Origin of the sequence: Bacillus sp. SRB3LM, from assembly GCF_015712745.1 — a bacterium.
Lineage (GTDB): Bacteria > Bacillota > Bacilli > Bacillales > Bacillaceae_G > Bacillus_A > Bacillus_A thuringiensis_K.
Map to the genome: position 1 here is coordinate 451990 of NZ_VWVQ01000004.1, position 26906 is coordinate 478895.

The following is a 26906-nucleotide window of genomic DNA, read 5'->3' on the forward strand; positions in this document are numbered from 1 at the left end:
GTTAATTAAACGTACTAACATACTACGAGTAAAGTTGAGGCGAGTTATGGTACAGTCCATTGATCGAGCGATAAGTATTATTAAATTATTGAATTCTACAAATGAAAAAGAGTATTGGGCTATTTCTGATATAGCAGATGGAACACATCTCCCAGTTAGTACAGTACATAGATTACTTAACTCTCTAATGGAGCATGGGTTAGTTACACAAATACCAGAGACAAAACAGTACAAAATTGGACCAATGTGGATGGAAATAGGGTTACGTCAATTGGAGAAGGTAGACTATAGATCTGTTGCAAGAGAAGTGATGAAGCGGTTGGCCTTTGAAGTCGAAGAAAGTGTCTATTTAAATATTCCAAACGGAACGCATTCTATTATCATTGAAAGAATTGATAGTCCTTTAAAAATTCGAGTTATCGATAATCTAGGGGAACAAATTCCACTTTCAATTGGTGCCGCAAATAAAACGATGCTAGCCAATATGAAACAGAATGAAATGGAATATATTGTTGAGCAGCTACTTCCTGCTTTACCAGAACAAAAGCGAATTCTTCTTGATCAAATAAAGCAAATAAGAAACGAAGGATATGCTGTCAGTTATGGAGAAAAAACAGAAGGAACTGCTTCAGTAGCTGCACCAATTATTGGATTTAATCATAATGTAGTGGGAGCATTAAGTGTTGGGTTAATTAGTCATCGTATTAATGAAGATCGACTATCTTTTCTTATTAATAAGGTAAAACAAGCAGCTCATGAAATATCAATAAAAATCGGCAGTACATCAGAACTATAATTTTGATAACTGTCGTCATTTTTTATTCATATACTGGAATTCATTTTCATAATGCGGAAAAATAGGGGGATTTATATGTCAAAGTGGCAATCAAAAGAACAATTGATTCAATTATTAAGCAGTCTAGTTGAAATTCCTAGTATTACCGGTACAGAAGCTGAAGTAATATTGCCAGACTTTGTTGTGGAACAATTATCTGATTTACAGTACTTCAAAGACAACCCACAACATTTGCAAAAAAATCCGACGGGGGACGGACGATATTTTGTTACAGCGCTCGTAAAGAAAAGCGATTGTACAAAAAATACCGTAATTCTAGTTAGTCACTTTGATGTTGTAGATGTACAAGATTACGGAGTATGGAAAGAGGATGCATTCAACCCTAAAAAGTTAACGTCTATGTTTTATTCTCATGAAGATGAACTACCAGCCCATGTACGTGAAGATATAGAACAAGGAGATTGGCTATTTGGTAGAGGAACAATGGACATGAAATGCGGCCTCACGTTACAAATGGCAATGATTGAGCAAGCCTGTGAAGGAAGATTTGATGGAAATGTACTTTTATTAGCTGTTCCAGATGAAGAAGTAAATTCGGTGGGGATGAGGGCTGCTGTTCCAAGATTACTAGAGTTAGCAAAAGAACATGATTTAAATTATAAAACAGTCCTAAATTCAGAGCCTATGTTTGCAAGACATCCTGGTGACCAAAATAAGTATATTTACACGGGTTCTATTGGTAAAGTGTTACCTGGATTTCTTTGCTATGGTAAAGAAACACATGTAGGTGAACCTTTTGCGGGCTTAAATGGTAGTTATATGGCGTCATTAATAACAGCAGAATTAGAGTTGAATACGGACCTTTGTGATATTGTAGAAGGGGAAGCGAGTCCTCCGCCAACTAACTTACTTCAACGGGACTTAAAGGAGGATTATTCTGTACAAATTCCGCATCGTGCCGTTACATTATTTAATTTGTTTTTACTAGAAAAATCAATGACAGATGTCGTTTCATTGTTACGTCAAAAAGTAACGAAAATAGCAGAGAAAATAGAAGAGAAATATGAAAAGCAAGCATATCGTTTTTCTAAATATAATCCGTTTATACCGCCTAATATGAAAGTGAATGTATTAACGTACGAAGAGCTTATCGCTTATGCAATTGAACAACATGGTCAAGCGAAAATAGATGATATTCAATCTAGTATAATAAAAAATAGAGAAGAGAAAGATGATCGTGCGGTAACAATTGATTTAGTAGATAAACTAGCTATTTTATGTAAAGAAAAGGCGCCGATGATTGTACTTTTCTTTGCTCCACCATATTATCCAGCTGTAAGTTCACGCAACGATCCATTAATTAAAGAAGTAGTTGCAGAAATGGAAAAGTATGCACATTACAATCATAACATTACATTTGAAAACCAAAACTATTTTGGAGGAATTTCAGATTTGAGCTATGTGGGCTTACAGAATCCACTACATTCAATGAGTTCACTTGTAGACAATATGCCATTATGGGATAAAGGTTACTCGATTCCACTTCAGGAACTAGAAGAGTTTGACGTTCCAGTATTAAATATGGGGCCGGTAGGAAAAGATGCCCACCAATGGACAGAACGTTTAGATGTAAATTACGCATTTGAAACGCTATTAGACATGTTACCGAAATGCATTGAAAAATTATTAGTTTCTAATAAAATTACACAAGTAAAGTAGTGTGATGAGTAAAATTATTTTAATATAATTAAAAACTAAAACGGCCAAACTCAAGTATATTCGAATTTGGCCGTTTATCATGTAGTGCATTTCTAGTTAAATTCATATGAATTCATAGCTAACATGATCTCTTTTATCGTTTTATTTTTTTGTTTGGCTAGACAGTTCAATAGACTTTTGCGTACAGCGCTGCATAGCTGAAATGATGGCTGTGCGTAAGCCTTTTTCCTCTAATGTTGCTACAGCTTCTATCGTTGTTCCGCCAGGAGAACAAACCATATCTTTCAATTCACCTGGATGTATTCCTGTTTCTAGTACCATTTTTGCAGACCCTAATACAGCTTGAGCAGCGAATTTATATGCTTGATTTCTAGGCATACCATCTAGTACAGCAGCATCTGCCATCGCCTCTATAATCATATATACGTATGCTGGTGAAGAACCGCTTACTGATGTAACAACATCCATTAATTTTTCACTTACAATCTCTGCTTGACCAAAGCTATTGAAAATGTTTAGCACATCTTCTAAATCTTTTTCTGTCACCATTTCATTAGGGCATAACGCAGACATTCCTTCTCCAACAAGAGCAGGTGTATTAGGCATTACTCTTACAACTTTTAATTTTTTATCAAAAGCTTCTTCAGTACTTTTAATGCTTTTGCCGGCAGCGATCGTTACGACGATAACATCGTTTTTGATGACTTCTTTTATTTCGTTAATGACCGCTGCGTATAGGTCCGGTTTAATTGATAAAATTAAAATATCAGCATTTTTAGCTACCTCATTATTGTCAGTAGTTGTAGTTAGCCCATATTTTTCGTTAGCATGTTTTAAATTCGTAGTGTTTAAATCCGAACAAATAACATGATTTGCAGACACTACCTTTTTGTTTAGCATTCCGCCAATGATAGCCATTCCCATATTTCCGCATCCGATGAATCCAATTTGTTTATCCATAATAACTCAATCTTGCTCCTTTTTAATAAATTATATTATTTCGAAATTGTTATCTTAAAATAACAATAACATCTCCATGCAATATAAAGAAACATTCTAAGAGAATATATTCCTTTTTGCAACAGTAAAAGATAAAAATGAATTATATTCGACATTCTGTAAATATATACACTATAATGTAAGGTATTATGTTTATGAATATGAGTTGCAGTTATATCAATTTGTATTTTCATTCAGTAGGGCAATCATTTCATACAAGAACTTGTCGCTCTATTTATTTTTTAAAATACCTCTTGACACCAAATCAAACTATATCGCATAATATAAAAAAATTAAACCGAAAATCGTTGAAGGGAAATAGTACATATGTCTTCTTGCGAAAGAGAGTGGAATTCACCGGCTGAAAGATTCCTCGTATAGAATATATCGAACCTATCCCTGAGTCTTAAATGAAAGTTTAGGCGTTCGCCCGCGTTATAGGCGCCAAGTGGATATCTATGTATATCAATTAAGGTGGTACCGCGGAACAATGACCGTTTCGTCCTTTTTATTTTATTAAGGGCGAAGCGGTCATTTTTATTTTGCTCTTGAATAGGCTAGGTGCAGCAATAATGAGAATAGAAATGACTGAAAGCTGTATGAATAAAAGTGTAATGTATAAAAAACTTTGATTTTAGATTTGGGGGATACAAAAGTGAAAAAACAACGAGTTGTCGTTAAGATTGGGAGCAGCTCCTTGGCAGATAGTCACGGAGGCATTTCTAAAGAACAACTTTCAGATCATGTTGCCGCATTGGCTCGATTGAAAGAGGAAGGACATGAAGTTTTGTTAATTACATCTGGAGCCGTTGCTGCAGGTTTTTCTGCTCTAGGATATCCAAGTAGACCTGTGACAATTAAAGGAAAACAGGCTGCTGCGGCTGTCGGACAAAGCTTGTTAATGCAGGCGTACACGGAGGAATTCCGTAAATATGGTATTGTAACTGCGCAATTATTGCTGACGAGAAGTGACTTTTCTAGAAAAGAACAATATAGTAACGCTTACGCTACTTTAGGAGAGTTATTAAACCGTTCTGCTCTTCCAATCATTAATGAAAATGATTCCATCTCTTTAGAGGAGCTAACGTTCGGTGATAATGATATGCTGTCAGCTTTAGTAAGCGGACTTGTTTCAGCTGATATGCTTATGATTTTTACAGATGTGAACGGTTTATATGACAAAAATCCTCAGAAAAATGAGGATGCGAAAAAATATTATTTCCTTCCTGAAGTTACAGAAGAAATCGCTTCTCTTGCAGGAGATGCTGGCTCAAAACTTGGGACTGGCGGAATGAAATCAAAAATCGATGCTGCAAAGACAGCACTCTCTCTTGGTGCGAGTGTATTTATTGGAACAGGACGTGGACAAGAGAAATTTGTAGATGTTTTAAAGGGCAAAGGTGATGGAACATATATCGGAAATGCTCCTCAAAAAGAAATGAAGATGAACAAGCAATGGATCGCGTTGCATTCGCTCGTTAGCGGACAAATTGAAGTAGACGCTGGTGCAGCTACTGCTATCATTCAGCATGGTAAGAGTCTTCTTCCTGCCGGCGTTACAAATGTGTCAGGATTTTTCAAAGTTGGCGATGTCGTAGAAGTAATGACGCAACAAGGGCACGTAATTGGAAAAGGGCAATGCACCTATAGCGCAGAGGAATTAAGAGAGATAAAAGGTATGCAAAGCCAACATATTCAAGCAAGAGGCGAAAGACATAATTATGAAGTTATTCATAGAGATTATTGGGTTTCACTTTAAGAATAGTGATGTTAAAAAGGAGGAAACAAAAATGAATGAAGTGTTGGCAAAGGGGAAAAGGGCGAAAGAAGTTGCTAGAGAACTTGTACTAAAATCTACAAGTCAAAAAAACGAAGCACTTGCTGCCATTGCTGAAAGGTTAATAGTAGAAACAGCTTATATTTTAGAGGAAAACAAACGAGATATCGAAGAAGGTAAGGCAAAAGGATTTTCTGATTCACTCCTTGATCGTCTAATGCTGAATGAACAGCGTATCATTGATATGGCAGAGGGAATTAAGCAATTAATTGAATTACGTGATCCTGTTGGAGAATGTGTAAGCAAATGGGAGCGACCAAATGGACTATTTATTCAGGAGATGCGTGTACCACTTGGTGTTGTTGGTATGATTTATGAGGCAAGGCCAAATGTAACAGTAGATGCTGCTACAATTTGTTTAAAGACAGGAAACGCAGTTATATTACGTGGTAGTTCTTCTGCTATCAATTCTAACAAAGCTATTGTTGACGTTATTCACCGGGCGCTTAAACAAACAAGCTTGCCTCAAGAGAGTGTACAGCTTATAGAAGATACAACACGGGATAGCGCGAAGCAGTTGTTTACAATGAATGATTATCTAGACGTTCTTATTCCAAGAGGTGGCAAGCAATTAATCGATACTGTTGTGAGGGAAGCGTCTGTTCCAGTACTTGAAACAGGTGCGGGGAATTGTCATATTTTCATTGATGAAACAGCGGATAAACAAATGGCATTTGATATTATTATAAATGCAAAAACGCAGCGTCCATCTGTATGTAATGCCATTGAAACGATTGTACTTCATGAGAAGTGGGCAGAGCAATATGGTAGCGAGTTGTTTTCTTCTTTGAAGGATAGAGGCGTGGAGCTACGTGGTGATCAAAAAGCATTGGCAATTGATTCTTCAATTGTGCTTGCTTCAGAAGAAGACTGGGGTACAGAATTTTTATCACTCACGCTGGCAGTTAAATTAGTTTCTTCTATAGAAGAAGCGATTCATCACATAAATACGTATGGATCTATGCATTCTGAAGCGATTATTTCAGAAAACGAGGAAAACGTCAGCAAATTCTTCACAGCTGTAGATGCGGCTGCACTGTATCATAATGCGTCAACTCGTTTTACTGATGGATCTGAATTCGGATTCGGCGCAGAAATTGGCATCAGTACACAAAAGTTACACGTAAGAGGACCAATGGGGCTTCCTGCATTAACTTCTACAAAATATGTGATTCGTGGAAATGGTCAAATTCGAAAATAAAAATAGAAGACACTCAATTCGATTGGGTGTCTTTCGTTTTAAAGAATGTTTACCATACAAATAGTCCAACAAGCATAGCGCTTAATAAAGAAACCGCCATTCCGCTAACAAGAAGCTTCCAAACATTTTTACCGATGACTGATGATTTTTCTCCGCCAAATAATGAATTGTAAGTTCCGTAAATCATACCTACTGTACTAAAGTTAGCAAAAGAAGCTAGAAATGTTGTTGCAACCGCAATCGTATGTGGTTGTAGCGACTTTAAGTTTGATTTTAAATCCATCATTGCAACAAATTCATTCGTCGTTATTTTGATCCCCATTAATTCAGCTACATACATAGCATCACTGCCTGATAAACCGAGTAAAAATGCAAAAGGACTAAAGATAATGGAGAAGATTTTTTGAATTGTTAACCCTGTTACAAAAAATCCTAAAATCCCATTTAAACATGCTGTTAAAGCTACATAACCAATTACCATAGCTAAAATAACGATAACCATATTCATCCCAACTAACATACTGTTTGAAATAGTAGAAAAGAAATCCTTTTTTTCATGTTTTGAAGGTGTGTAAACAACGTCTTCTTCTTTCGAAACTTCCACAGGATTTAATACATTGGCTAAAATTAATGCGTTAATACAGTTTAATGGGATTGCGCTGAAAATATATGTTGCTGGAACCATTGATAAATAAGCACCAAGAATGGATCCGCTAACGCTACTCATACTCATAATTCCAAAAGTTAATAATCGATTTTCTTTTAAAACAGATAATTGATCACGAACAACCGCAAGTGCTTCGGTGTTTCCTAAAAACATCATTTGAATCGAAAAGAAACTTTCTAACTTTGGTAAACGAGAAATCTTTGAAATAACTGCACCTACTTTATCAATAATCCAAGTTAAGATTCCGAAATAAGAAAGAATATCGAAAAAAGTAATAACAAAAATGATAGGAAGTAACGCACTAAAGAAGAAATCAATGTGCTGACTTTCCATAGCTGAAGGAAATGCAAATCGAATACCTTCATTCGCACATGCTAGTAGCCAACTGAAAAATGACGCAATTTTATTAATGATAATACTGCCGAGCTTTGTGCCTAACATAAACCACGTAATAAAAAGCTCCAATAGGATGAGAATTACAATTGGTCTCCATTTTATATGTTTTTTATTAGGCGAACATAAGAAAACGATTAATATGACAACGAAAATCCCTAACATATTCAATATGAAATACATGTCAACAACTCCTTGAGGCTTATTATTTGTATATAAAAAAGCCTCTATTCTTCCAAATTTGGATTATGATCAGAAGTTATGAAGAAGGTAAATGATGTTTGGGATTCACGTATTTTAATTTGCTTTATTTTGAGCAATCGCAGTAATTACAAAACAAGTAGCTATTTTCAATTGCTTTGTTGGATATTAAACGTATGCGATTTTAAACATCGTTTATCTCGGATTAACGGGCAGTAAGACTTCCACCTCAAAATTCAGGGAAAGCAAAGAAGTGATGTGGGGATGGGCTGCCCGCAAAATCCCGATTGGTAAGAGCTGATTAAAATTTCACTTTATAAATAAGAACGGTGAGTTGGCCATGAACCTTGAAGTTTCCGAAGCTGTATAATTTGTCCTGTATGATAAGCATCATGCAAAAGGATATTCATATATTGTTGCCAAACTGGTAGAGAAGGACTTAGTTGATCTAGTTCTGCTTCTTGAAGGGCGGTTAATGAAGATTGTAAGGCATCATGTACTTGAAGCGTTCGCTTTACTGTTTGTTGCCAAGCGTTATCATCATTAGGCTCACCTTGGATAAAGGTTTCATCATTATTTTGTGGAGCAACAAATGTGTTGTCTTCATGTAAGCGGGAAAGTAGGCGTTCTTTAAAGATTAATAAATGGTTCACATTTTCCCAAATCGTATTACTGGCAGCACCTTCTGGTTGCCAACATGCTTGTTCAGCAGTAAGATTTTTTAACGCTTCTGATATTGGTGGGTACCATTCTTCTTCGTAAAAAACTTGTTGGACTCCATTTTGCAACATTTCTTTTCTCCCCATTCGTATAGCCTCCTATTCATTTTTCTTAATAAAATCAATTCTCTTTTCTCTTCAATAAACCTTCTTTATAGCTGATCAAGAGAAGGAAATGCAATGTATAAAAGAGGCATTAAAAACTTTCATTTTTAATAATCAAGGTTTTAATTGAGTCAGAATAAAAAAGAGTATAAATCTTTTCTATTTGCTCATTGATTAGAATATTTTTAAAGTTGTAATATAATTCTAAAAATATAGAAGGTATAATTCGATAAAAATAGAATTAAATATATAGCAAACAAGGAGGGATAAAAATGGAGGTCTATCACATAACGAGTAAAAAGAGAGAAACTTATAACGTTCAAGTGAAATATTCGATACTTTTCGAATGTGCACTTGGCATTGCTGCGATTACTCATAAGCGGTTAATTGATACTCTTGAAAAGAGTCAAAATGAATGGGAAGAAATTAAGAAATCATTAACAGAAGAAATGAGAGAGCACTTACAGTTTGTAGAGGAACATAATACGTGGAAAGCGTTACTTCAGTTGTTGTATAAAGGGGAGTTTCAGGAAATATCACAGTTTCATACTAAAATCAATGCGCTTTCAGAAGTAGATTTGAAATATATATGTTTACCGTTTTTAGGCGAGAAGCATGAAAAGAAAAGACATTTAGCAGCGAGTGGAGACGTAACTGCAATACATGAACTAGAGGAACTAACGCAGGATCATCAGTTTTTCTCTACGTATATTCGTTTTATATGTAATGTGGATGTACAAGTGCTGAAACCTCATTTAATCGCTGTAATGACAGGTTGGTATGAGAGTGTTATTCAGAAAGAGGAAGAGAAAATACTTTCTATATTACAAAGAGACTATGAAGCGAAAAATGAGATGAATAAAAAGATGAAACCGGAAGAGTTCGTCGAGTGGGCGACTGGCGGTGTGAACTATATGCCAGAACCAAGTGTTCATAATGTACTTCTTATCCCGCAAATGACGTACAGACCGTGGAATATTGAGGCGGATATTGAAGATACGAAAGTATTTCATTACCCAGTTGCAAACGAAAGCATCCATCCTGAAGATCTATATGAACCGAATTATTTTTTAGTTCAAAAACATAAGGCGCTTGGGGATGAAGCAAGGTTACGCATTGTAAAAATGTTGTTTGAAAAAGAAAGAACATTGCAGGAAATTACAGAAAGACTGCAACTCGGTAAATCGACTGTACACCATCATTTGAAATTGTTACGTGCAGCGAAGTTAGTAGATATACATGACGGGAAATATGTATTAAGAAAGAAAGCAGTACAGTCGTTAGCGAAAGAATTAGATATGTTTTTGAATAGATAATTAACAACGAGAATGTACATAGAGGGAGGAATATAAAAGAAAAGTTGGTGTATGAAATTGAAAAATGTATTGAAAAATCGTTCGTTCTTTTTCATGTGGATAGGTAGCGCGATTTCAGAATTGGGCGGGGCTTTCGGAACGTTATGTAATTCGATTCTTGTTTATGAATTAACAGGGTCAAAAACAGCTTTAAGTAGTATGTGGCTATTATATTTCATCCCATCACTCATACTGCAATTAATAAGTGGCCCATTTATTGATAAATGGAGCCGGAAGTGGATTATGATTTTTTCACAATGGGTGCGAGCTGCCGTTTTCTTATTGCCGTTCGTCATGATACTTACAAGTAATATAGAAGTTTGGCATGTGTATGTCGTACAAATAATAATCGGACTTATTACGCCGCTGTATACACCTGCAAGTCAAGCAATTACACCGAGCATTGTAAGTAAAGAACAACTTCAAGACGCAAATGCGTATATTGATGGGATGGCTCGACTTATGATGTTTCTTGGGCCAATATTAGGCGGAGTAGTCATTCATTTGATTGGGGTAGAACTTACACTATCTTTCGTATGTATTTGTCTATTTGTTAGTGGTGCATTATTACTTTATATAAAAGAAAAGAGAACAACACAATCCATTCGGAAAACGTGGCTAGAACAGTTTCTTCATGGTTTTACATATTTTTTCACAAAACCAGTTATCGTTTGGCTCGGTGTCTTTCTTACTTTCGTACAATTTGGGGTCGGGGTAACACTGGTTACAAATCTTCCTTATATAAAAGATGAACTGTCAGCAGGTTATGCGGAGTTTGGTTATTTTATGGCTGGTTTCCCGTTTGGCTATGTAATTGGATCTATACTAGTCGGAAAAGTAACATATAAAAGCCGGCGTATACTTATGCTTGGTGGATTGTTTATAGGAGGACTCACATACATTTCATTAGGGTTCAATCATAGTATTATTATTGCAATAATAATTGAAGTAATAGCAGGGATTTGTATTGCATTTTTCAATGTTTATAACACAACAATATGCCAACAAACCGTGCCGAATAATATGATAGGACAAGTATTTTCAGTGCGTTTATTTTTCATACGATCCGCTATGCCGTTAGGTGTGTTAGTAGGGGGAATATTGAGTGAAATGTGGGGAGTAAGAGTGCTATATTTAATCATCGGTGCAATTATATGTGTCACCTCTTTAATAGGGATGTTACTTCCATATTTCAAATTTTTAGATGAGGCGATAGAAAAGAAATCAGCATAATTCAAAAAATTAAAACTTTACAATTGAAAATAATTATCATAATCAATTATAATAGAAGAATAGTAGTATTCGTATTACAAAGAGGGAGTGGGATATATGTTTATCGAAACGAAAACATTTACAGTAAAAGAAGGTACATCAAATATAGTTGTAGAACGTTTCACTGGAGAAGGTATTATTGAAAAATTTGAAGGCTTTATCGACTTGAGTGTTCTTGTGAAAAAAGTAAGACGAGGAGACGAAGAAGTTGTCGTTATGATTCGCTGGGAATCGGAAGAAGCATGGAAAAACTGGGAAACAAGTGAAGAACACTTAGCTGGACATAGAGCGGGCCGTGGTAAACCAAAACCAGATCATATTATTAATGTGGATCATGCGGTTTATTATGTGAAATCATCGAAAGCGGCTTATCAACAGTCGTAATATACAAGCAGAGGATACATGTTGTAGAAGCAAACATGTATCCTCTTTTTTAATACTGGGGGATGGGAATGATAGAAAATTTTTCATTCATTTAAAAAAAGTTCTAGGCTATAGAAAAAATATTAGACTTATAAAGCATGGTCTTAGATGGAACGCTTGAATATCTTGTCTTACATATTTAAGTGTTATGAAAATGAGTCTATATACCCTCTGTTTAAAAGGAGATGAGTACATGAAGCTGAATCATTTAAATTTATGTGTTGATGATTTATCCCGCATTAACGGGTAGTAAGACCCCCACCTCAAAATTCAGCTAAAGAAAAGAAGTTAGGTGGGGGATCAACTGCTCGTAAAAGCCCGATTGATTCAACTAATAATCAGTGGGGGATGAATAAAACCCCACTAATTAAAGTTTCACTTTATCAGAAGCGACATATTTCTTTGAAACATTTTTTGATTTTCAATTTTTGGAGCAAAAGGGAAAGGCACTAGTAGTGATGAGAGTTGATTTATACTTGTACTAAGTGATCCAAAGGCATTTAAGGGGAATAAGGAAGTTACGTATCCGGAAGCTTTTCATATTGGTTTTTTAGTGGATACATCAAGTGAAGTGGATCAAGCGTATAATCGTTTAGTAGCCGGCGGCATTGAAATAGACAAGGAACCTTATTCGATGAGAGGTAGTAGTTATGGTTTTTATTTTACAGTATTTAATGGCTTATTAATTGAAGTGTCTTGTCTTGATTATAGAGAAGATAAGAAAGTTTCAAAGCTTAATAGTGATCATCAAGAGTAATCATTTGAAGGTGTATAAAATTTAAATATGTATCATATTAGAAGACGGATTAAGAAAGTTTCACTGTAAAGTAAAAAAGACAGACTAATAAATAGTCTGTCTTTTCACATTAATTCTTCACGTCATTATAAAGTTCAAGCGCCTCTTTCACATTCAATCCATTTTTCACAATACCATGTATCGCTTGAATCATCGCAGCAGGATGTTCAGATTGCCATATGTTCCGGCCCATGTCTACGCCGATTGCACCTTCTTGCAGTGCATTGTACGTAATGTTTAATGCATCTTCAATTGAATCTAGTTTTGGGCCGCCCGCGATGACAACTGGGGCAGGGCATGTGCTCGTTATTTTTTCGAATCCTTCGCAGTAATACGTTTTAATAATATCAGCACCCATTTCAACACATACGCGGGAAGCAAGTGCTAGAAAGCGAGCTTCACGTTTTTGTAATTCTTTTGCGACTGCGGTAATGCCGAGTACAGGTAGGCCGTAATCGTGAGCTTCAGAGACTACATTTGCGAGATTCGAAACAGTTTGTGTTTCATAGTCTGATCCGACAAAAACAGAAACGCCAACGCCAATTGCGTTTTGCTTCACTGCTTCTTTCACAGGTGTAACAATTGTTTCATTCGCTAAATCTTTACCGACGACAGTAGCGCCGCCAGATACACGCATAACCATCGGTGTGCTGCAGTTTTCAGGAATGCAGGAGCTAAGTACACCACGTGTTAAAAAGAGAGAATCCGTGTAAGGAAGTAAGTTTTTAACAGTTTCAAGTGGCTGTTCAAGCCCGTGGATTGGCCCTAAAAAGTAGCCGTGATCTATCGCTAACATTACCGCTCTGCCATCAGGTAAAATTGTATTTAATCGATTTTTAAATCCCCAAGTCATTCCAAATCACTCCTTCGTTAATGTTGGATTTTCCTTTTGTACCGTATCTTTATTTGGTAAATGTGGTGACTTTATAAAAACAGCTTTAAAAGGTTTGTCAGAATGGTTAATCAGATAGTGAGATTCATGAGGGCGAACTTGCAGGACATCACCTTGTTTAATCGGAACTCTTTCGTTATTTACATAGAAGTCTATTTCACCTTCTAACGCATAAAAAACTTCTTCACACGTTGTATGGTAATGATTTTGAAACTCTTGCCCAGGCTGAATGACAACAAGACCAAGATCAATATTCGGGCCTTGTATTAAATATTTCGGCCCGTTATCACCGAAGCGATAGGAGAAATCATTTTCATTCGCTTTTAACATACAGTTCACTCCTTTATGTAAATGTGTTACAGTGCACCAGGCGCAATCCACATATGTGTTGTAAGTCCTTTATCAGCTAAAGCGAGCTGACTGCTATACACGGTTTTCCATGTTTCATAGAATTCCTTGTATAGCTCGTGATTTTCAGTGATTGGTTCAAATGTATTTTCCCACTGTACAAATTGTTCGGCAGTCTCTTCCATAGATGAATATATGCCAGCGCCAACTCCAGCAGCAATTGCAGTTCCTAAAGCAGCTGCTTCTTTCACAACTGGTACTTTTACAGGAATGCCGAGAACGTCTGATAGAATTTGTGGCCATAGTTGCCCTTTAGCGGCACCGCCAGCAAAAATGACTTCAGAAGGGAATGTACCAGTAAGATTTTCAATTAGTTTTAAGTTTCCAAGTGTAACGAAGGCGGCATTTTCTTCAATAGCACGGAACATTTCTTTTTTTCCGCATTTGTCAGCGTCTAAACTTAAATTTAAGAATGAAGGTGCGGCATGACGCCAAGAAATGTAGTTCATAACGTTTGAAAAAGTAGGGATAATACCATATGAACCGACAGGAACGTCTTTCGCTTGTTCTTCTAATAATTCATAAACGTCTACACCGAGTTTTTCAGCGAGCTTTTTTTCTTCTTGGCAAAAAGCGTCTCGAAACCAACGCATAACGAGGCCAGGGAAAAAGGCAATCGTTTCATATTGCCAAAGGTTCGGAACGACGTGACAATTTACTCGAATTGCAGCATTTGGATCCGTTGTTGACTCTGCAATATTCACTTCCTGTTGCCAAAAGCTGCCGCCGCATATTAAAGTTTGATTTGGTTTTACGACTCCAGTCCCGAGTGCTGCCATTTGAGCATCACCGCCGCCAGCGACGACAGGAATCCCTTCAAGTAAACCAGTTAGTGCTGCACACTCTTTTGTAACATTACCAATCACAGTGCCAGCTTCATTTACTTTTGGTGAGAATGGCAAAGATATACCACACTCTTTAGCGACATCGTTATCCCAATTTCTATTTTGTAAATTAAAGATTCCAGACGTACAACCGTTGGAAGGGTCGATTTGCAGTACGCCGCTTAATTTATACAAAATCCAATCATTTAACATCGTAAAGGAGTGAATATTGTTGTAGACGTCTGGTTCATGTTTTTTAATCCAAAGTAGGCGAGGTAAAGCACCTAATGAAAAAGTTTGACCAGATCTAGTATATAAATCTTCTTCAAGATGTGACCGTATTTCTTTTAGCTCACTAACTTCAGCGGATGCACGCCCATCAACATTTGCACAAGCCCAAATTTCTTGCCCATTTTTATCATATAAAACAAAACCTTCCCGCATACTAGTAGCACTAATAGCTTGAATAGAAGAAGGCGTGACATTACTTCTTTGTAAAACTTCTTTCGTGCATTGTTGTACTAGCTTCCAGTTTTCTATTACATCAAAATTCATAGAACCTGGGTAACGAGGATCCGTATTATGAACCCATTCTTTTTGACTGACCGCAATTTGATTACCTAGTAAATCAAAAAGAACAGCTCGAATGCTTCCTGTACCAGCATCAAAAGCTAATAAATGAGACATTAACAATCACCATCCTTTCGTAATAAGGAGAGGGCCGTTTCCTCATCGGTAATTAATGTATGAATGAACTTTCCCTTTAAGGCACCATAAATTGCATCTATCTTTTCTGTACCTCCAGCAACACCAACGACATGATTCATATTGCGCAAAATAGAGAGAGGCGTGCCAATTAGACGATTGTGATGCGAGAGCTCTAATAAATCACCATTCGTATTATAAAACTGTCCTAAAATATCGCCCGCCCCGTTTTGACTTCGAATATATGTCATTTCACGTAGCGTTAATTTTTCTTCTTTTACAATCGTAGCGTCTTGAGATAACCCGCCAATACCGACAACTGCTGTATGTGCAAGTGAAGCGACATGAAGCATATCTTTCACACTTGGTTCTGATAAAATACTTTGTGCCATTTCAGTAGAAGATGCTAGAAAAGGAGTAGGAATAATATGAAGATCACCTTGCATGTAGTGTAAATAGTTTTGTTTTCTTGGGAGATAGTGGTTTACTCCGCCTGTTAGCGTTACGAATGAAAGATTAATAGAACTTTCAAAATGAATGTTTTCTAGCATTTTACTTATCGTTTCACCCCAGCCGATGCCGAGTAAATCACCTTGTTGGAGATGAGTCTCTAAATATTGTGCAGCGGCTTTTCCGAGAGAAGTAGCATAATTGTTTATTGGAGTAGGGATAATGAAAGCATCTTTTAAGTAGAACTTTTTCATTAAATCACGTTCAATGCTCAAGCAATGCAAACCGGTTCCTTTTACGTGAAATGTAACGATACCTTCACTGCGTGCCTTATCTAATAACCGGACAACCTTATTTCTTGAAATATGAAGAAGTGAAGCAATCTCTTGTTGTGTTAATTGATCTTTATAATAGTACCAGGCTACTTTAGTTAATAAATTTTCTTCAAAGTTCAGCTGTGACATACTCTTCATCCCTTTCAACAATTGACCAATGCTTAAACATATGTGTCACATATTTTGTTTATTCCAGTTGAAACGATTAATAGTACATTGAAAAAAGTGTTCTAGATATGAAAAAAGGAATATACAATGCTACAAAACAAGTAGAACAAATAATCATTTTCTCAAAAAATGTTCTGGGTAAAGGCAGGTGACATCATGTGGAGAATGTGCCCTTATTACAAGTGAAGAAAATGAGTAAGGCGTTTTCGAATCAACTTGTGCTAAAGGAAGTGAACTTACAAGTAGAGCATGGTGATATATACGCTTTAGTTGGTGGAAATGGCGCCGGGAAATCGACATTAATGAAAATATTAATGGGGTTATATTCGTATGATAGTGGAGAAATGTATGTGAAAGGAAAGAGACAGCAGTTTGCAAATCCAAAAGAAGCACACCAAGAAGGGATTTATTTAATACCACAAGAACCGCTCATTTTTCCGCATATGACCATTGAAGAAAATATATGTATTGGGTTAAAAGAAAAGAAAAAGAAACTAAAAGTACAGATTCAGCAATTGATTAGCAGCTTAGGATGGGATATTGACCTTAATAAACTAGGAGGAACATTATCGATTGCGCAACAACAGTTAGTAGAAATCGTTAGAGGATTAATAAGAGAAGCTGAGATTCTTATTCTAGATGAGCCAACATCGACATTAACAACACATGAAATTAAGAGTCTTTTTGTGTTGATGAAAAGTTTACAAGAAAAAGGAATTGGGATGATTTATATTACGCATCGATTTCCAGAAATCTTTGAAATTGCCAGCAAAGTAGCAATACTACGTGATGGAATGGTTGTAAGCCAAGGTGATGTATGTGACTATACATATGACATGCTGATGGAGGGACTATTGCCAAAAGGATATAAACAGAAAGAGAAAATAGAAGTAGTTCAAGAGACAGCAAAGACGAAAAAAATATTAGAAGTGGTTGATATAAATGGTCACGCATTCGAAAATATATCATTCACTGTACATGCGGGTGAGGTTGTAGGTGTTGCTGGTATTATAGGATCTGGCAGAACGGAATTAGCAGAAGCGATATTTGGATTGAAAACTATAAAATCAGGGTCTATCTTATTGGGTGGAAAATCAATTGATACGTGTTCTTTGCATAAAAGGCTAGACGAAGGACTAGTTTATGTGCCAGAGGATAGGGCGAGGAATGGAATTTTCTCAATTGCTTCTGTTAAAGAAAATATTGCAGCAGCAAGTTTATATCAAAATAATCGCTTTTTTATAAATCAAGAAAAAGAAAGCGCTTTAGTTAATTCGTTTATAGAACAGTTCCGAATTGTTGTACAGAATATGAATAAAGAATTGGCATCTTTATCAGGAGGTAATCAGCAGAAGGTCGTGCTTGCGAAGTATCTTGCATGTAATCCTAAAATTATTATTCTTGATGAGCCGACTCGCGGAATTGATGCGAAAGCAAGGCTTGAAGTGTATGAGACGATAAAAAAAATGAAAAGGGAAGGACTCGCAATTTTATTAATCTCTTCAGATGTTGAAGAAATTGTCCAATTAGTAAACCGTGTATATGTAATGAGAAATGGGCGATTTGTTTCTCATATGGAAAAAGAACAACTGAGTGTGAATGAAGTTACACGCTTTGCATACGGAGGTGTAACGGAATGAAACGCATGTTAAAAATGCATGAAACGTCTATCATACTGTTACTACTAATTTATATAGCTATTGTAGGGATGATAAACCCTAGTTTTATTCAATTTACCTCGTTATCTTTACTGATGAAATCAAGCGTTATTTTAGTCGTGCTAGCAATCGGTCAATCGTTCGTCTTATTTACGAAAAATATAGATGTATCAGTTGGTTCAAGCATGGGATTAAGTGCAGCAGTTTGCGGAATGATGTTAACGAATGGGTATAGTGCATTCTTGTCGATATTTGTAGCTATTATACTTGGGGCCATTATCGGTTTCGTAAATGGTATTGGAGTTGCGAAGTTTCGGGTACCAGCCATTATTATGACATTAGGCATGTTAGGAATTATTAGAGGTGCAATGTTAATTTTCACAGGCGGGAAGTGGATTGAAGATATTCCAAACGATTTTAAGCAGCTGTCATCTATCATCATTCTTGGTTTACCTATAACTGTATGGTTCGTTCTTATTATTTTACTACTACTATACTTCTTTTTAAGAAAAGTGCCATTGGGAAGATACTTTTATGCGGTAGGTGATAATGAAGATGGCGCGAGGCTTATTGGTATACCTGTTAATAAAGTGAAGATATATGCGTTTATGATTTCAGGCATAAGCGCTGCGCTCGCTGGTTGCATATTTGTTATGGATATCGGGTTCGTGCCAAATCAAACAGGTACAGGATTAGAATTACAAGTAATCGCAGCCGCTGTACTAGGAGGAATTCATTTAAAAGGAGGAACAGGATCTTTATTTGGAGCTGCATTAGGAGCGTTATTTTTAGAAACAATAAGTAGCTCACTCGTCTTTTTAAAAATACCAGCATTTTGGAATAATGCTATTTCAGGTTTTTTATTATTACTTATCATCATATTAGATAGTGTTATGAAAAAGTGGAAGGCAGAAAGGAGGATGAATCTATGAAGTATGTATATAGATGGGAAGGGGTTCTAATTGTATTACTTCTTGTAGAATTCATCCTTTTTAGTTTAATAAATAGTGATTTCTTAAATATTAGTAATCTCCTTTTTAGTACAAATGATTTCCTATTTATCGCAATTGCGGCGATACCAATGACTTTTGTTATAGTAACAGGAGGAATTGATGTATCGATCGGCTCAATAATGGGGCTCACTTCGATCTTAATCGGTGTACTTTGGATGAACGGAATACCTATTTTGTTTGCTGTTATAATCGCCCTAATAATTAGTTGTTTAGCAGGCGCTTTAAACGGACTCATTATAAAAATGACGGATGTAGAACCACTCGTCGTTACACTCGGAACGATGTTTTTATACGGGGGAATTGCCCTCGTCATTTCAGGAGGGGCAGGTGCTTCTGGGTACGAAGGAATAAGCGGTTTACCTGATACTTATGTACAACTAGCAAATGGTAGTTTTATAGGAATACCCAATTTATTATGGCTACTTATTTTATTAACAATTGTATGCACGATTTTGTTTCACCGAACGATATACGGGCGCCATGTAAAATTAACAGGTGCGAATGAAAATGCAGCAAAATACACCGGGATTAAGACGAAGAAAGTAGTAATCATTGCTTACATACTTTCTGGGTTAGGAGGTGGATTAGGAGGAGCTTTCTTAACTGCATATTTCGGTTCTGCACGTGCTGATATAGGAAGCGAAACAATATTACCAATCATTACAGCAGTTGTATTAGGCGGGACACTTATTACAGGTGGAAAAGGAAGTATTTTCGGTACTGTACTGGCGAGTATTTTCATTGGGCTCATGCAGTATGGCTTGCAAATGACGGGTTTAACAAATGAACAATCCAATGTAGTAATAGGTATTATCCTTATTCTTTCAGTTATTATGAGACATTTCAAATTACATCAATTTTTAGCGGGGAAAAGACAGAGTTTGCATAAGGGGGAAATGTCATGAAGAGAAAACTAGGGATTGTATTGATTGTATGTATTTGTTTAATCGGTTTAATTGCGTGTTCTAGCCAAACGGCAGATAAGAAAAAGGCTGATGATGTGAAATTTGCATTTATTCCGAAATTAACAGGAGTTGGTTTCTTCACATCGGGAGGTGAAGGAGCAAAGGAGATGGGAGAGAAGCTAGGCGTACAAGTGAAATATGATGGGCCGTCTGAAGCGAGTGTATCAGGGCAAGTAAAGTATATAAATAATTTTATTAACCAAAACTATGATGCACTTATGGTTTCCTCTACATCAGTTGATGGTTTATCGCAATCACTACAACGTGCTAAGAAAAAAGGAATGACCGTCTTAACATGGGATTCTGATGTGAATCCGAAAGATCGTTCTTTTTATATAAGCCAAGGAACACCAGACCAACTTGCTAACTTATTAATAGAAATGACTTCCAAGCAAATTGGAGATAAAGGAAAAGTAGCATTCTTTTATTCTAGCCCGACAGTAACGGATCAAAACCAATGGGTAACGAAAGCGAAAGAAATTATTAAAAAGAAATATCCGAACTGGGAAATTGTAACGACGCAGTACGGTGAAAATAATGCACAAAAATCTTTATCCGTAGGGGAGAACATATTAAAAACGTATCCAGATATTAACGCAGTTATTTGTCCAGATGCAACAGCACTCCCAGCAATGGCGCAGGCAGCTGAAAACTTAAAAATGGATAAAAAAGTAGTGGTAACTGGATTTTCTACACCGAACGTTATGCGTGATTATGTAAAACGAGGAACAGTACAACAATTTGGTTTATGGGATGTAAAACAACAAGGTGCTCTCGCAACGTATGTAGCAAATGAAATTGTTGTAAAAGGGAAGAAGTTAAAAGTAGGGGATAGCTTCGAAGTAAAAGGAATTGGAAAAGTGAAAGTAGAGCCAAACTCCATTCAAGGATATGATTATGAGGCAGAAGGGAACGGAATTATCGTATTACCAGAACGAGTTGTATTTACGAAAGATAATATTGATAAGTATAATTTTTAGTAGACAAAAAAACGTCCGAATATATCGGACGTTTTTTTATTTCTGCATTAATTATGAACAGTTTCTTTTTCGTTTAATCCAAGTGTACGACCAGTAGAAGTGTGAAGGTCTTGGAACAATCTTGGATTTTCAGTTAGTGAAATGCCATATGAAGGAATCATTTCTTTTATTTTTTCTTCCCATTCTACCATGCGGCTTGGGAAACATTTTTCTAATACTTCGAGCATGACGTGAACAGCAGTAGAAGCACCTGGTGATGCGCCTAGTAATGCGGCGATTGAGCCGTCAGCTGCACTTACTACTTCTGTACCAAATTGAAGTGTTCCTTTACCGCCAGCATCAGTATCTTTAATTACTTGTACACGTTGTCCAGCGACTACAATATCCCAATCTTCACTTTTCGCGTTCGGAATGAATTCGCGTAATTCTTCCATACGTTTTTCATGTGATAACATAACTTGCTGAATTAAGTATTTTGTAAGTCCCATTTCTTTTACACCAGCGGCTAACATCGTTAAGACATTATTCGGTTTTACAGAACCGATTAAGTCAAGATTTGAGCCAGTTTTTAAGAATTTAGGTGAGAAGCCTGCGAATGGTCCAAACAGTAAGGCTTTTTTATTGTCTATATATCTCGTATCTAGATGAGGTACAGACATTGGCGGAGCGCCAACTTTAGCTTTACCGTACACTTTCGCATGATGCTGCTCTACAACTTTTTGGTTTTTACATACCATAAATAGTCCACTTACTGGGAAGCCACCGATATGCTTTGATTCAGGGATACCAGTCTTTTGAAGTAGAGGTAGGCTACCGCCACCGCCGCCAATAAAGACGAATTTAGCAGTATGATGCTCAATTTTACCACTATTCATATCATGTACTTTTACTTCCCATAAACCATTTTTCGTGCGCTTAATATTTTCGACACTATGCTTGTAGTTTAGCTCGACATTTTTTGTTTTTAAGTAATCAAACAACATACGTGTTAATGCACCGAAGTTAACATCTGTTCCAGAGTCAATCTTCGTTGCCGCCATCGGTTCATTAGATGTGCGACCTTCCATAATGAGTGGAAGCCATTTTTTTAATGTTTCAGGAGCATCAGAAAATTCCATTCCTTGAAACAGTGGATTTTTTGAAAGCGCTTCAAAACGGTTTTTTAGAAACTCAACATTTTTTTCCCCTTGTACTAAACTCATATGAGGTAGTGGCATAATAAAATCTTGTGGATTACGAATTAATTTGCTCTTTACAAGATATGCCCAAAATTGTCTTGAAAGCTGGAATTGCTCATTCACTTTTACAGCCTTACTAATATCTATAGATCCGTCAGCTTTTTCGGAAGTATAGTTCAGTTCGCATAGCGCAGAATGCCCTGTACCTGCATTATTCCATTCGTTAGAGCTTTCTTCCCCGGCACTTGCGAGTTTTTCAAAAACTTTAATTTCCCATTCTGGTGCTAATTCTTTTAGTAATGAGCCTAACGTTGCACTCATAATTCCTGCACCAATTAAGATAACGTCTGTTTTTTGCTGCATGTTGCTCATGATAATCTCTCCATCCCCTATATTGGCAAAAAAGTGTAGGTGTTTTCTATGTCTAAGCCGTAAAAGAGAAACACCGCCTAGGCCCCACCTAGGTGTATACCTTTTTTGTCTCAATTATATAACCATCTCATACTCTATTATAATAATTAATAGACTAAAATATCTAGTGTTATCTGATAATTTTAAACTATTTAACGTTTTATTCGCTAAAAATCTTATTTAACAAGCTCTTTTAAGGTGGTAAATAGAAAAAAATTACAGTTTGAAATTATCTCGAAAAAGCTTACGTATCCTTAAGTGACTAAATCGAGTACCTTTTTATGGGATTATTCTTTCTGTAATGGTAAGATTATTCTGAAAAATAAAAAGGAGGGACTCTAATGTGTACAAAAGAACAAATTTCAAACTTATTTCGAAACTTTTCAATAAAGGAATGTAAAGGGTCAAGTGATTTATATGAATATTTATCAATGAAAATTGCTGAAGATGAGGAAGTACTTACACTATCGTCCTATGCTCAGGTAGGTCAACCAGTCCCAAACTTACTATTAGGTGCAGTACATTATTTATTGCTAGCAGGGAAAGAACATCATTTAAAAACGTATTATAGTAGTTTAGTTGAAAATGCTGATACAAATTTAGATAAAGCTTTTAATCATTTTAAAGATTTCTGTAAAGAGTACCGAGAAGAAATCATTACTTTGTTACAAACGAAACTCGTTCAAACAAATGAAGTAAGACGGTGCGCATACTTATACCCAAGTTTCTGCTACATATTTAACAAAGTGAAGAAGCCGTTAGCGTTAATTGAAATTGGGACAAGTTCTGGGTTGCAACTGTTCTGGGACCAATATCGTTATTCGTACGGGATGGATGAAATGTACGGAAATATAAATTCAAATGTGCATGTAACTTCTGAAATAAGAGGGGAGAATGTACCGCATTTTCTAAAAGAAAGCCCATCTGTCGTAGAAAGAATCGGACTGGACTTACATGTGAATGATTTACATAATGAGGAAGATTATTTATGGTTACGTGCTTTAATTTGGCCAGAACATAAAGAAAGGCTTGAGATGTTTGATCAAGCTGCATCTTTAGTGAAAAATGAATCTGTCCAATTAATAGAAGGAGACGGTGTAGAGCTATTATCATCTATTATTGAACAAATAAGTGAAGAAGCTGTTATTTGTATTTTCCATACACACGTCGCAAATCAAATACCAGAACAAGTAAAACATAAGTTAGAAAAACAAATACAAGAAATTGGCGCAAAACGTGATGTATTCCACCTGTATAACAACATGTGGGATCGTGACCTTCATATTGATTATTATATTAACGGAAACGAATATCGTGAAACGGTTGGAGAAACAGAAGGACATGGGAGATGGTTTAGCTGGAAGATTGGAAATGAGACGCTTATTTAGATTAATAGGGGCGCCCTCACTTGTAAAAGAAGGGACCATAGGCTCAAGCATTGACTAAATGGTTAAGGAATAAATGTATTAGTAACATACAAAAAATGCTTCGGAGAAATCCTAAGCATTTTTTGAATTACATTTAAACCCCATAATGGATCATGTACTTCTGTTCTGCTGCAGCTTGTACAATGTAAGTTAAATCGTAATTTCTATTTGATTGCCTTCTGGATCACCTATTACACTTTCATAATAGCCATCTCCAGTAAAACGTGGTCCATTTAATAAAGGATAACCAGCATCTTTTATCACCTTTGTTAGTTCATTCACACGTTCTTCACTACCGACAGAAAAAGCCATATGAGCATAGCCGGTTATGTTTAAATTAGGCTTATTTTCAATCCCTTTTTTACGCATAAGTTCAAGTCTTGCTCCAGATTCGAACGTAATAAAATAAGATTCAAATTGTTTCGTTTTATTATGATATAAAGAGTTTGCTTTACCATTAAAGTATTTCATATAAAAATCACGCATACATTCTAAGTCATTTACCCAAATTGCAATATGTTCAATTTTCATAGGTTTCACCAATCCTATCTGTATCAATTAGGCTTCCACTGTATTAAATTTGCATTTGCATTGCAACAATTTTGCTTTGCTATTAAAGCTAGTTGTTAATTTTTGATTGTGTACGTACATACAATATGTAATTAAGTGAATGACCATCATAGTAATTACAGAAAAGGGTGAATACAGTATATGAATCAATTTGAACAAATGATGTACGTTGGTGTCATCATGTCTATTGTACTATCTGTAATGATTTTAGGGTCCTTATATTATAATCCTCGACTTTCGTTAACTGATTATCCGAAAGATATTCAAAAAGTAGTTTTTCCAAAATCGATTCATGAAAAAAAGCAAAGCATTTATTTTAATATTGTATATAATACTATTCTTTTCGGTAGTCCTTTCGTTTCTACATATATACTACATAAGCATGAAAAGTTAATGTATATGGATGCCTATTTACACACTTTTGGTATTTTAATGATTTTCAATTTAGTAGATTTACTTATAATTGATTGGCTAATTTTTTGCTGGATTACTCCAAGGTTTGTTGTGATTCCTAGTACGGAAGGTATGAAAGGATATAAAGATTATAAGTTTCATTTAAGAGGGGCTATTGTCGCTACTCAAATTTTAGCAATCGTAAGTTTATTTTTGGCGGGAATTGCTACAACTATTTAGTGTGAAGAAGAGCATGGAGCTTTTATAAAAGATAAGGAGATTTATAATATATAGAATTAGAAATGAGAATTTGATAGTATTGGAGTAAGGAGTTTTAATAACAGTATATTAAACAATATTAATATACTGTTGCAAATGTTTTGATATTATGTAAAATTATACAATTTTACGAAGGCATTTGGTAAAATTCAAAAAAATTTAATGGAGGCTAATATGAAAAAAGTAATTGGCGCAGCAACAGCAACTATTTTTGGATTGGGGGCGTTTACCACAACTGCTACCGCAGAAACAATTGTAACAGCAGATGTACTTAACGTACGTGAAAAACCGACTACAGAATCAAAAGTGGTCGAAAAAGTAAAGAATGGGCAAGAGTTAAAAGTCATAAATACCGAAGATGGCTGGTCAAAAATTGAGTTGAATGGTAAAGAAGTGTTTGTAAGTTCGGAGTTTACAAAAGATGTATATCATGTAACGGCGAATTTGTTAAATGTACGCACTGAAGCAAACACGGATTCAGAAATTCTTGGCAGACTAAAAAAAGATGATGTAATTGAATCAACGCATCAAGTAAAAGACGGATGGCTGCAATTTGAGTATAAAGGAAAAACTGCTTATGCAAACGTTTCTTTCCTATCAAGTACAGCACCAACTGAAAAGAAAACTGAAGAGAAAACGAAGCAAGTAGCGAAAGTACAAAAATCAGTTAAAGAAGAGAAAGAAGTAAAGACGCAGAAAGTAGCAAAAGCGAAAGAAACAACGAAAGCACAAGAAATAGTAAAGCCTAAAGAAGAGGTAAAAGTCAAAGAAGAAGTAAAAGTTAAAGAAGAACCGAAAGTGCAAGAAATAGTAAAGCCTAAAGAAGAAGCAAAAGTCAAAGAAGAAGTAAAAGCGCAAGAAATAGTAAAGCCTAAAGAAGAGGCAAAAGTCAAAGAAGAAGAGAAAGCGCAAGAAATAGTAAAGCCTAAAGAAGAAAAAGTCAAAGAAGAAGTAAAAGCGCAAGAAATAGTAAAGCCTAAAGAAGAGGCAAAAGTCAAAGAAGAAGAGAAAGCGCAAGAAATAGTAAAAGCTAAAGAAGAAGAAAAAGTACAAGAAATAGCAAAAGCTAAAGAAGAAGAAAAAGCAAGAGAAATAGCAAAAACTAAAGAAGAAGAAAAAGCAAGAGAAATAGCAAAAGCTAAAGAAGAAGAGAAGGCAAGAGAAATAGCAAAAACTAAAGAAGAAGAAAAAGCAAGAGAAATAGCAAAAGCTAAAGAAGAAGAAAAAGCAAGAGAAATAGCAAAAGCTAAAGAAGAAGAAAAAGCAAGAGAAATAGCAAAAGCTAAAGAAGAAGAGAGAGCGAAAGAAGCATCTAAAAACAACATACAGTCTGCTAAACGTGAATTAACGGTAGTAGCGACAGCGTATACTGCTGATCCAAGTGAAAATGGTACATATGGTGGACGCGTTTTAACTGCGATGGGGCATGATTTAACGGCAAATCCGAATATGAGAATTATTGCAGTTGACCCGAAAGTAATCCCATTAGGATCTAAAGTATGGGTAGAAGGTTATGGAGAAGCTATCGCTGGTGATACTGGAAGTGCAATTAAAGGTAATCGTATTGATGTTTTAATGGGTTCAAAAAGTAAAGCTATGAATTGGGGAAGACAAACTGTTAAAGTGAAAATTTTATAGTAACAATAATTATCCAAATAGAAGTCAGTTCTCTTTATGAAGTGCACCCCAATTGTTAGACACAGTCTAACAATTGGAGGTGCATTTTTTATGGCTAAATTTTCTTCAAAAGAAAAAATCCAAGCGGTG

The 26906-nt window shown here is 35.8% G+C and carries 23 protein-coding genes, 1 pseudogene and 1 other annotated feature; of the genes and pseudogenes, 15 read left to right on the forward strand and 9 right to left on the reverse strand.

Annotated elements, in window-relative coordinates; all coding sequences use genetic code 11:
- Positions 1 to 46 precede the first annotated feature (46 nt).
- Together F3I02_RS03845 and F3I02_RS03850 are read left to right on the forward strand one after the other, a co-directional pair.
- On the forward strand, positions 47 to 796 hold the full coding sequence (locus tag F3I02_RS03845; RefSeq protein WP_163050766.1) for an IclR family transcriptional regulator: 750 nt from the start codon (positions 47 to 49) through the stop codon (positions 794 to 796).
- Positions 797 to 871: 75 nt separating this feature from the next.
- Positions 872 to 2515, forward strand: a complete 1644-nt coding sequence (locus F3I02_RS03850) for a M20/M25/M40 family metallo-hydrolase (protein WP_046945994.1) — start codon at positions 872 to 874, stop codon at positions 2513 to 2515.
- Between the two features lie 141 nt (positions 2516 to 2656).
- On the opposite strand, the gene proC is transcribed toward F3I02_RS03850, so the two are convergent.
- Positions 2657 to 3475: a pyrroline-5-carboxylate reductase gene (gene proC, locus F3I02_RS03855; protein WP_000360712.1), complete on the reverse strand. Its 819-nt coding sequence runs from the start codon at positions 3473 to 3475 to the stop codon at positions 2657 to 2659.
- Between the two features lie 338 nt (positions 3476 to 3813).
- Positions 3814 to 4024: a binding site (T-box leader), on the forward strand.
- Positions 4025 to 4169: 145 nt separating this feature from the next.
- Here proC and proB point away from each other — a divergent pair.
- Together proB and proA are read left to right on the forward strand one after the other, a co-directional pair.
- Positions 4170 to 5273: a glutamate 5-kinase gene (gene proB, locus F3I02_RS03860; RefSeq protein ID WP_000744796.1), complete on the forward strand. Its 1104-nt coding sequence runs from the start codon at positions 4170 to 4172 to the stop codon at positions 5271 to 5273.
- A 31-nt stretch (positions 5274 to 5304) separates the two neighbouring features.
- A complete protein-coding gene (gene proA / locus F3I02_RS03865) occupies positions 5305 to 6552 on the forward strand; it encodes a gamma-glutamyl phosphate reductase (RefSeq protein ID WP_196477645.1) in 1248 nt (415 codons plus the stop codon).
- Between the two features lie 49 nt (positions 6553 to 6601).
- Here the strand turns inward: proA and F3I02_RS03870 are convergent, their stop codons facing one another.
- Entirely contained in the window at positions 6602 to 7795 is a 1194-nt protein-coding gene (locus F3I02_RS03870) for a NupC/NupG family nucleoside CNT transporter (RefSeq protein WP_000273601.1), read from the reverse strand.
- A gap of 332 nt (positions 7796 to 8127) precedes the next feature.
- On the reverse strand, positions 8128 to 8619 hold the full coding sequence (locus F3I02_RS03875) for a DinB family protein (protein ID WP_000532729.1): 492 nt from the start codon (positions 8617 to 8619) through the stop codon (positions 8128 to 8130).
- Positions 8620 to 8909: 290 nt separating this feature from the next.
- Here F3I02_RS03875 and F3I02_RS03880 point away from each other — a divergent pair, with 290 nt between their 5' ends.
- From F3I02_RS03880 to F3I02_RS03895, 4 genes and pseudogenes are all read left to right on the forward strand, one after another.
- Positions 8910 to 9953, forward strand: a complete 1044-nt coding sequence (locus tag F3I02_RS03880) for an ArsR/SmtB family transcription factor (RefSeq protein ID WP_196477646.1) — start codon at positions 8910 to 8912, stop codon at positions 9951 to 9953.
- A gap of 51 nt (positions 9954 to 10004) precedes the next feature.
- Positions 10005 to 11225 (forward strand): MFS transporter, encoded by a 1221-nt coding sequence (locus F3I02_RS03885; protein WP_196477647.1) that lies wholly within the window; start codon positions 10005 to 10007, stop codon positions 11223 to 11225.
- A 96-nt stretch (positions 11226 to 11321) separates the two neighbouring features.
- Complete coding sequence (gene hmoA, locus F3I02_RS03890; protein WP_000469496.1) at positions 11322 to 11648, forward strand: heme-degrading monooxygenase HmoA; 327 nt, start codon at positions 11322 to 11324, stop codon at positions 11646 to 11648.
- A 419-nt stretch (positions 11649 to 12067) separates the two neighbouring features.
- Positions 12068 to 12444 (forward strand): annotated as a pseudogene (locus F3I02_RS03895) (VOC family protein); the annotation flags it as partial.
- Positions 12445 to 12553: 109 nt separating this feature from the next.
- Here F3I02_RS03895 and lsrF read toward each other — a convergent pair.
- The 4 genes from lsrF to F3I02_RS03915 are packed head-to-tail and all read right to left on the reverse strand — an operon-like array spanning position 12554 to position 16226.
- Complete coding sequence (gene lsrF, locus F3I02_RS03900) at positions 12554 to 13336, reverse strand: 3-hydroxy-5-phosphonooxypentane-2,4-dione thiolase (protein WP_000219774.1); 783 nt, start codon at positions 13334 to 13336, stop codon at positions 12554 to 12556.
- A 6-nt stretch (positions 13337 to 13342) separates the two neighbouring features.
- Positions 13343 to 13705 (reverse strand): cupin domain-containing protein, encoded by a 363-nt coding sequence (locus tag F3I02_RS03905; RefSeq protein ID WP_000909983.1) that lies wholly within the window; start codon positions 13703 to 13705, stop codon positions 13343 to 13345.
- A 26-nt stretch (positions 13706 to 13731) separates the two neighbouring features.
- Positions 13732 to 15294 carry an autoinducer-2 kinase gene (gene lsrK / locus F3I02_RS03910; RefSeq protein ID WP_196477648.1) on the reverse strand — a complete coding sequence of 521 codons (1563 nt, stop codon included), beginning with the start codon at positions 15292 to 15294 and terminating at the stop codon, positions 13732 to 13734.
- Entirely contained in the window at positions 15294 to 16226 is a 933-nt protein-coding gene (locus F3I02_RS03915) for a sugar-binding transcriptional regulator (RefSeq protein WP_000080669.1), read from the reverse strand. The genes lsrK and F3I02_RS03915 overlap by 1 nt, the downstream gene beginning before the upstream one ends.
- A 197-nt stretch (positions 16227 to 16423) precedes the next feature.
- Between F3I02_RS03915 and F3I02_RS03920 the strand changes: the two genes are divergently transcribed.
- Genes F3I02_RS03920 through lsrB form a run of 4 tightly spaced genes read left to right on the forward strand, consistent with a single transcriptional unit; the run spans position 16424 to position 20881 of the window.
- Entirely contained in the window at positions 16424 to 17905 is a 1482-nt protein-coding gene (locus F3I02_RS03920; protein WP_000432622.1) for a sugar ABC transporter ATP-binding protein, read from the forward strand.
- Complete coding sequence (locus F3I02_RS03925; RefSeq protein WP_196477649.1) at positions 17902 to 18855, forward strand: ABC transporter permease subunit; 954 nt, start codon at positions 17902 to 17904, stop codon at positions 18853 to 18855. Before F3I02_RS03920 ends, F3I02_RS03925 begins: the two co-directional genes overlap by 4 nt.
- Complete coding sequence (locus tag F3I02_RS03930; RefSeq protein ID WP_196477650.1) at positions 18852 to 19841, forward strand: ABC transporter permease; 990 nt, start codon at positions 18852 to 18854, stop codon at positions 19839 to 19841. Before F3I02_RS03925 ends, F3I02_RS03930 begins: the two co-directional genes overlap by 4 nt.
- Entirely contained in the window at positions 19838 to 20881 is a 1044-nt protein-coding gene (gene lsrB / locus F3I02_RS03935) for an autoinducer 2 ABC transporter substrate-binding protein LsrB (RefSeq protein WP_000823656.1), read from the forward strand. The genes F3I02_RS03930 and lsrB overlap by 4 nt, the downstream gene beginning before the upstream one ends.
- A 47-nt stretch (positions 20882 to 20928) precedes the next feature.
- Here lsrB and F3I02_RS03940 read toward each other — a convergent pair whose 3' ends face one another.
- A complete protein-coding gene (locus F3I02_RS03940; RefSeq protein ID WP_000069138.1) occupies positions 20929 to 22431 on the reverse strand; it encodes a malate:quinone oxidoreductase in 1503 nt (500 codons plus the stop codon).
- A gap of 380 nt (positions 22432 to 22811) precedes the next feature.
- On the opposite strand from F3I02_RS03940, the gene F3I02_RS03945 reads away from it, so the two are divergent.
- Positions 22812 to 23858, forward strand: a complete 1047-nt coding sequence (locus F3I02_RS03945) for a DUF2332 domain-containing protein (RefSeq protein WP_000337434.1) — start codon at positions 22812 to 22814, stop codon at positions 23856 to 23858.
- A gap of 189 nt (positions 23859 to 24047) precedes the next feature.
- On the opposite strand, the gene F3I02_RS03950 is transcribed toward F3I02_RS03945, so the two are convergent.
- Positions 24048 to 24428, reverse strand: coding sequence for a VOC family protein (locus F3I02_RS03950; protein WP_000687534.1), 381 nt, complete (start codon positions 24426 to 24428; stop codon positions 24048 to 24050).
- A gap of 180 nt (positions 24429 to 24608) precedes the next feature.
- Between F3I02_RS03950 and F3I02_RS03955 the strand changes: the two genes are divergently transcribed.
- Both F3I02_RS03955 and entB read left to right on the forward strand, forming a co-directional pair.
- Positions 24609 to 25100, forward strand: coding sequence for a hypothetical protein (locus F3I02_RS03955; protein WP_001071233.1), 492 nt, complete (start codon positions 24609 to 24611; stop codon positions 25098 to 25100).
- A gap of 213 nt (positions 25101 to 25313) precedes the next feature.
- Positions 25314 to 26777 carry a cell wall-binding protein EntB gene (gene entB / locus F3I02_RS03960; protein ID WP_230876764.1) on the forward strand — a complete coding sequence of 488 codons (1464 nt, stop codon included), beginning with the start codon at positions 25314 to 25316 and terminating at the stop codon, positions 26775 to 26777.
- Positions 26778 to 26906: the final 129 nt, after the last annotated feature.

Excerpts from the sequence above, each read along its gene's own strand:
- lsrB (WP_000823656.1), top strand. The coding sequence starts at position 19,838 with ATGAAGAGAAAACTAGGGATTGTATTGATTGTATGTATTTGTTTAATC.
- F3I02_RS03845 (WP_163050766.1), top strand. The coding sequence starts at position 47 with ATGGTACAGTCCATTGATCGAGCGATAAGTATTATTAAATTATTGAAT.
- F3I02_RS03880 (WP_196477646.1), top strand. The coding sequence starts at position 8,910 with ATGGAGGTCTATCACATAACGAGTAAAAAGAGAGAAACTTATAACGTT.
- F3I02_RS03870 (WP_000273601.1), bottom strand. The coding sequence starts at position 7,795 with ATGTATTTCATATTGAATATGTTAGGGATTTTCGTTGTCATATTAATC.
- F3I02_RS03930 (WP_196477650.1), top strand. The coding sequence starts at position 18,852 with ATGAAGTATGTATATAGATGGGAAGGGGTTCTAATTGTATTACTTCTT.
- F3I02_RS03875 (WP_000532729.1), bottom strand. The coding sequence starts at position 8,619 with ATGGGGAGAAAAGAAATGTTGCAAAATGGAGTCCAACAAGTTTTTTAC.
- F3I02_RS03885 (WP_196477647.1), top strand. The coding sequence starts at position 10,005 with ATGAAATTGAAAAATGTATTGAAAAATCGTTCGTTCTTTTTCATGTGG.
- F3I02_RS03950 (WP_000687534.1), bottom strand. The coding sequence starts at position 24,428 with ATGAAAATTGAACATATTGCAATTTGGGTAAATGACTTAGAATGTATG.
- lsrK (WP_196477648.1), bottom strand. The coding sequence starts at position 15,294 with ATGTCTCATTTATTAGCTTTTGATGCTGGTACAGGAAGCATTCGAGCT.
- F3I02_RS03945 (WP_000337434.1), top strand. The coding sequence starts at position 22,812 with ATGTGTACAAAAGAACAAATTTCAAACTTATTTCGAAACTTTTCAATA.
- entB (WP_230876764.1), top strand. The coding sequence starts at position 25,314 with ATGAAAAAAGTAATTGGCGCAGCAACAGCAACTATTTTTGGATTGGGG.
- proA (WP_196477645.1), top strand. The coding sequence starts at position 5,305 with ATGAATGAAGTGTTGGCAAAGGGGAAAAGGGCGAAAGAAGTTGCTAGA.
- F3I02_RS03925 (WP_196477649.1), top strand. The coding sequence starts at position 17,902 with ATGAAACGCATGTTAAAAATGCATGAAACGTCTATCATACTGTTACTA.
- F3I02_RS03905 (WP_000909983.1), bottom strand. The coding sequence starts at position 13,705 with ATGTTAAAAGCGAATGAAAATGATTTCTCCTATCGCTTCGGTGATAAC.
- hmoA (WP_000469496.1), top strand. The coding sequence starts at position 11,322 with ATGTTTATCGAAACGAAAACATTTACAGTAAAAGAAGGTACATCAAAT.
- F3I02_RS03940 (WP_000069138.1), bottom strand. The coding sequence starts at position 22,431 with ATGAGCAACATGCAGCAAAAAACAGACGTTATCTTAATTGGTGCAGGA.
- F3I02_RS03915 (WP_000080669.1), bottom strand. The coding sequence starts at position 16,226 with ATGTCACAGCTGAACTTTGAAGAAAATTTATTAACTAAAGTAGCCTGG.
- lsrF (WP_000219774.1), bottom strand. The coding sequence starts at position 13,336 with ATGACTTGGGGATTTAAAAATCGATTAAATACAATTTTACCTGATGGC.
- proC (WP_000360712.1), bottom strand. The coding sequence starts at position 3,475 with ATGGATAAACAAATTGGATTCATCGGATGCGGAAATATGGGAATGGCT.
- F3I02_RS03850 (WP_046945994.1), top strand. The coding sequence starts at position 872 with ATGTCAAAGTGGCAATCAAAAGAACAATTGATTCAATTATTAAGCAGT.
- F3I02_RS03955 (WP_001071233.1), top strand. The coding sequence starts at position 24,609 with ATGAATCAATTTGAACAAATGATGTACGTTGGTGTCATCATGTCTATT.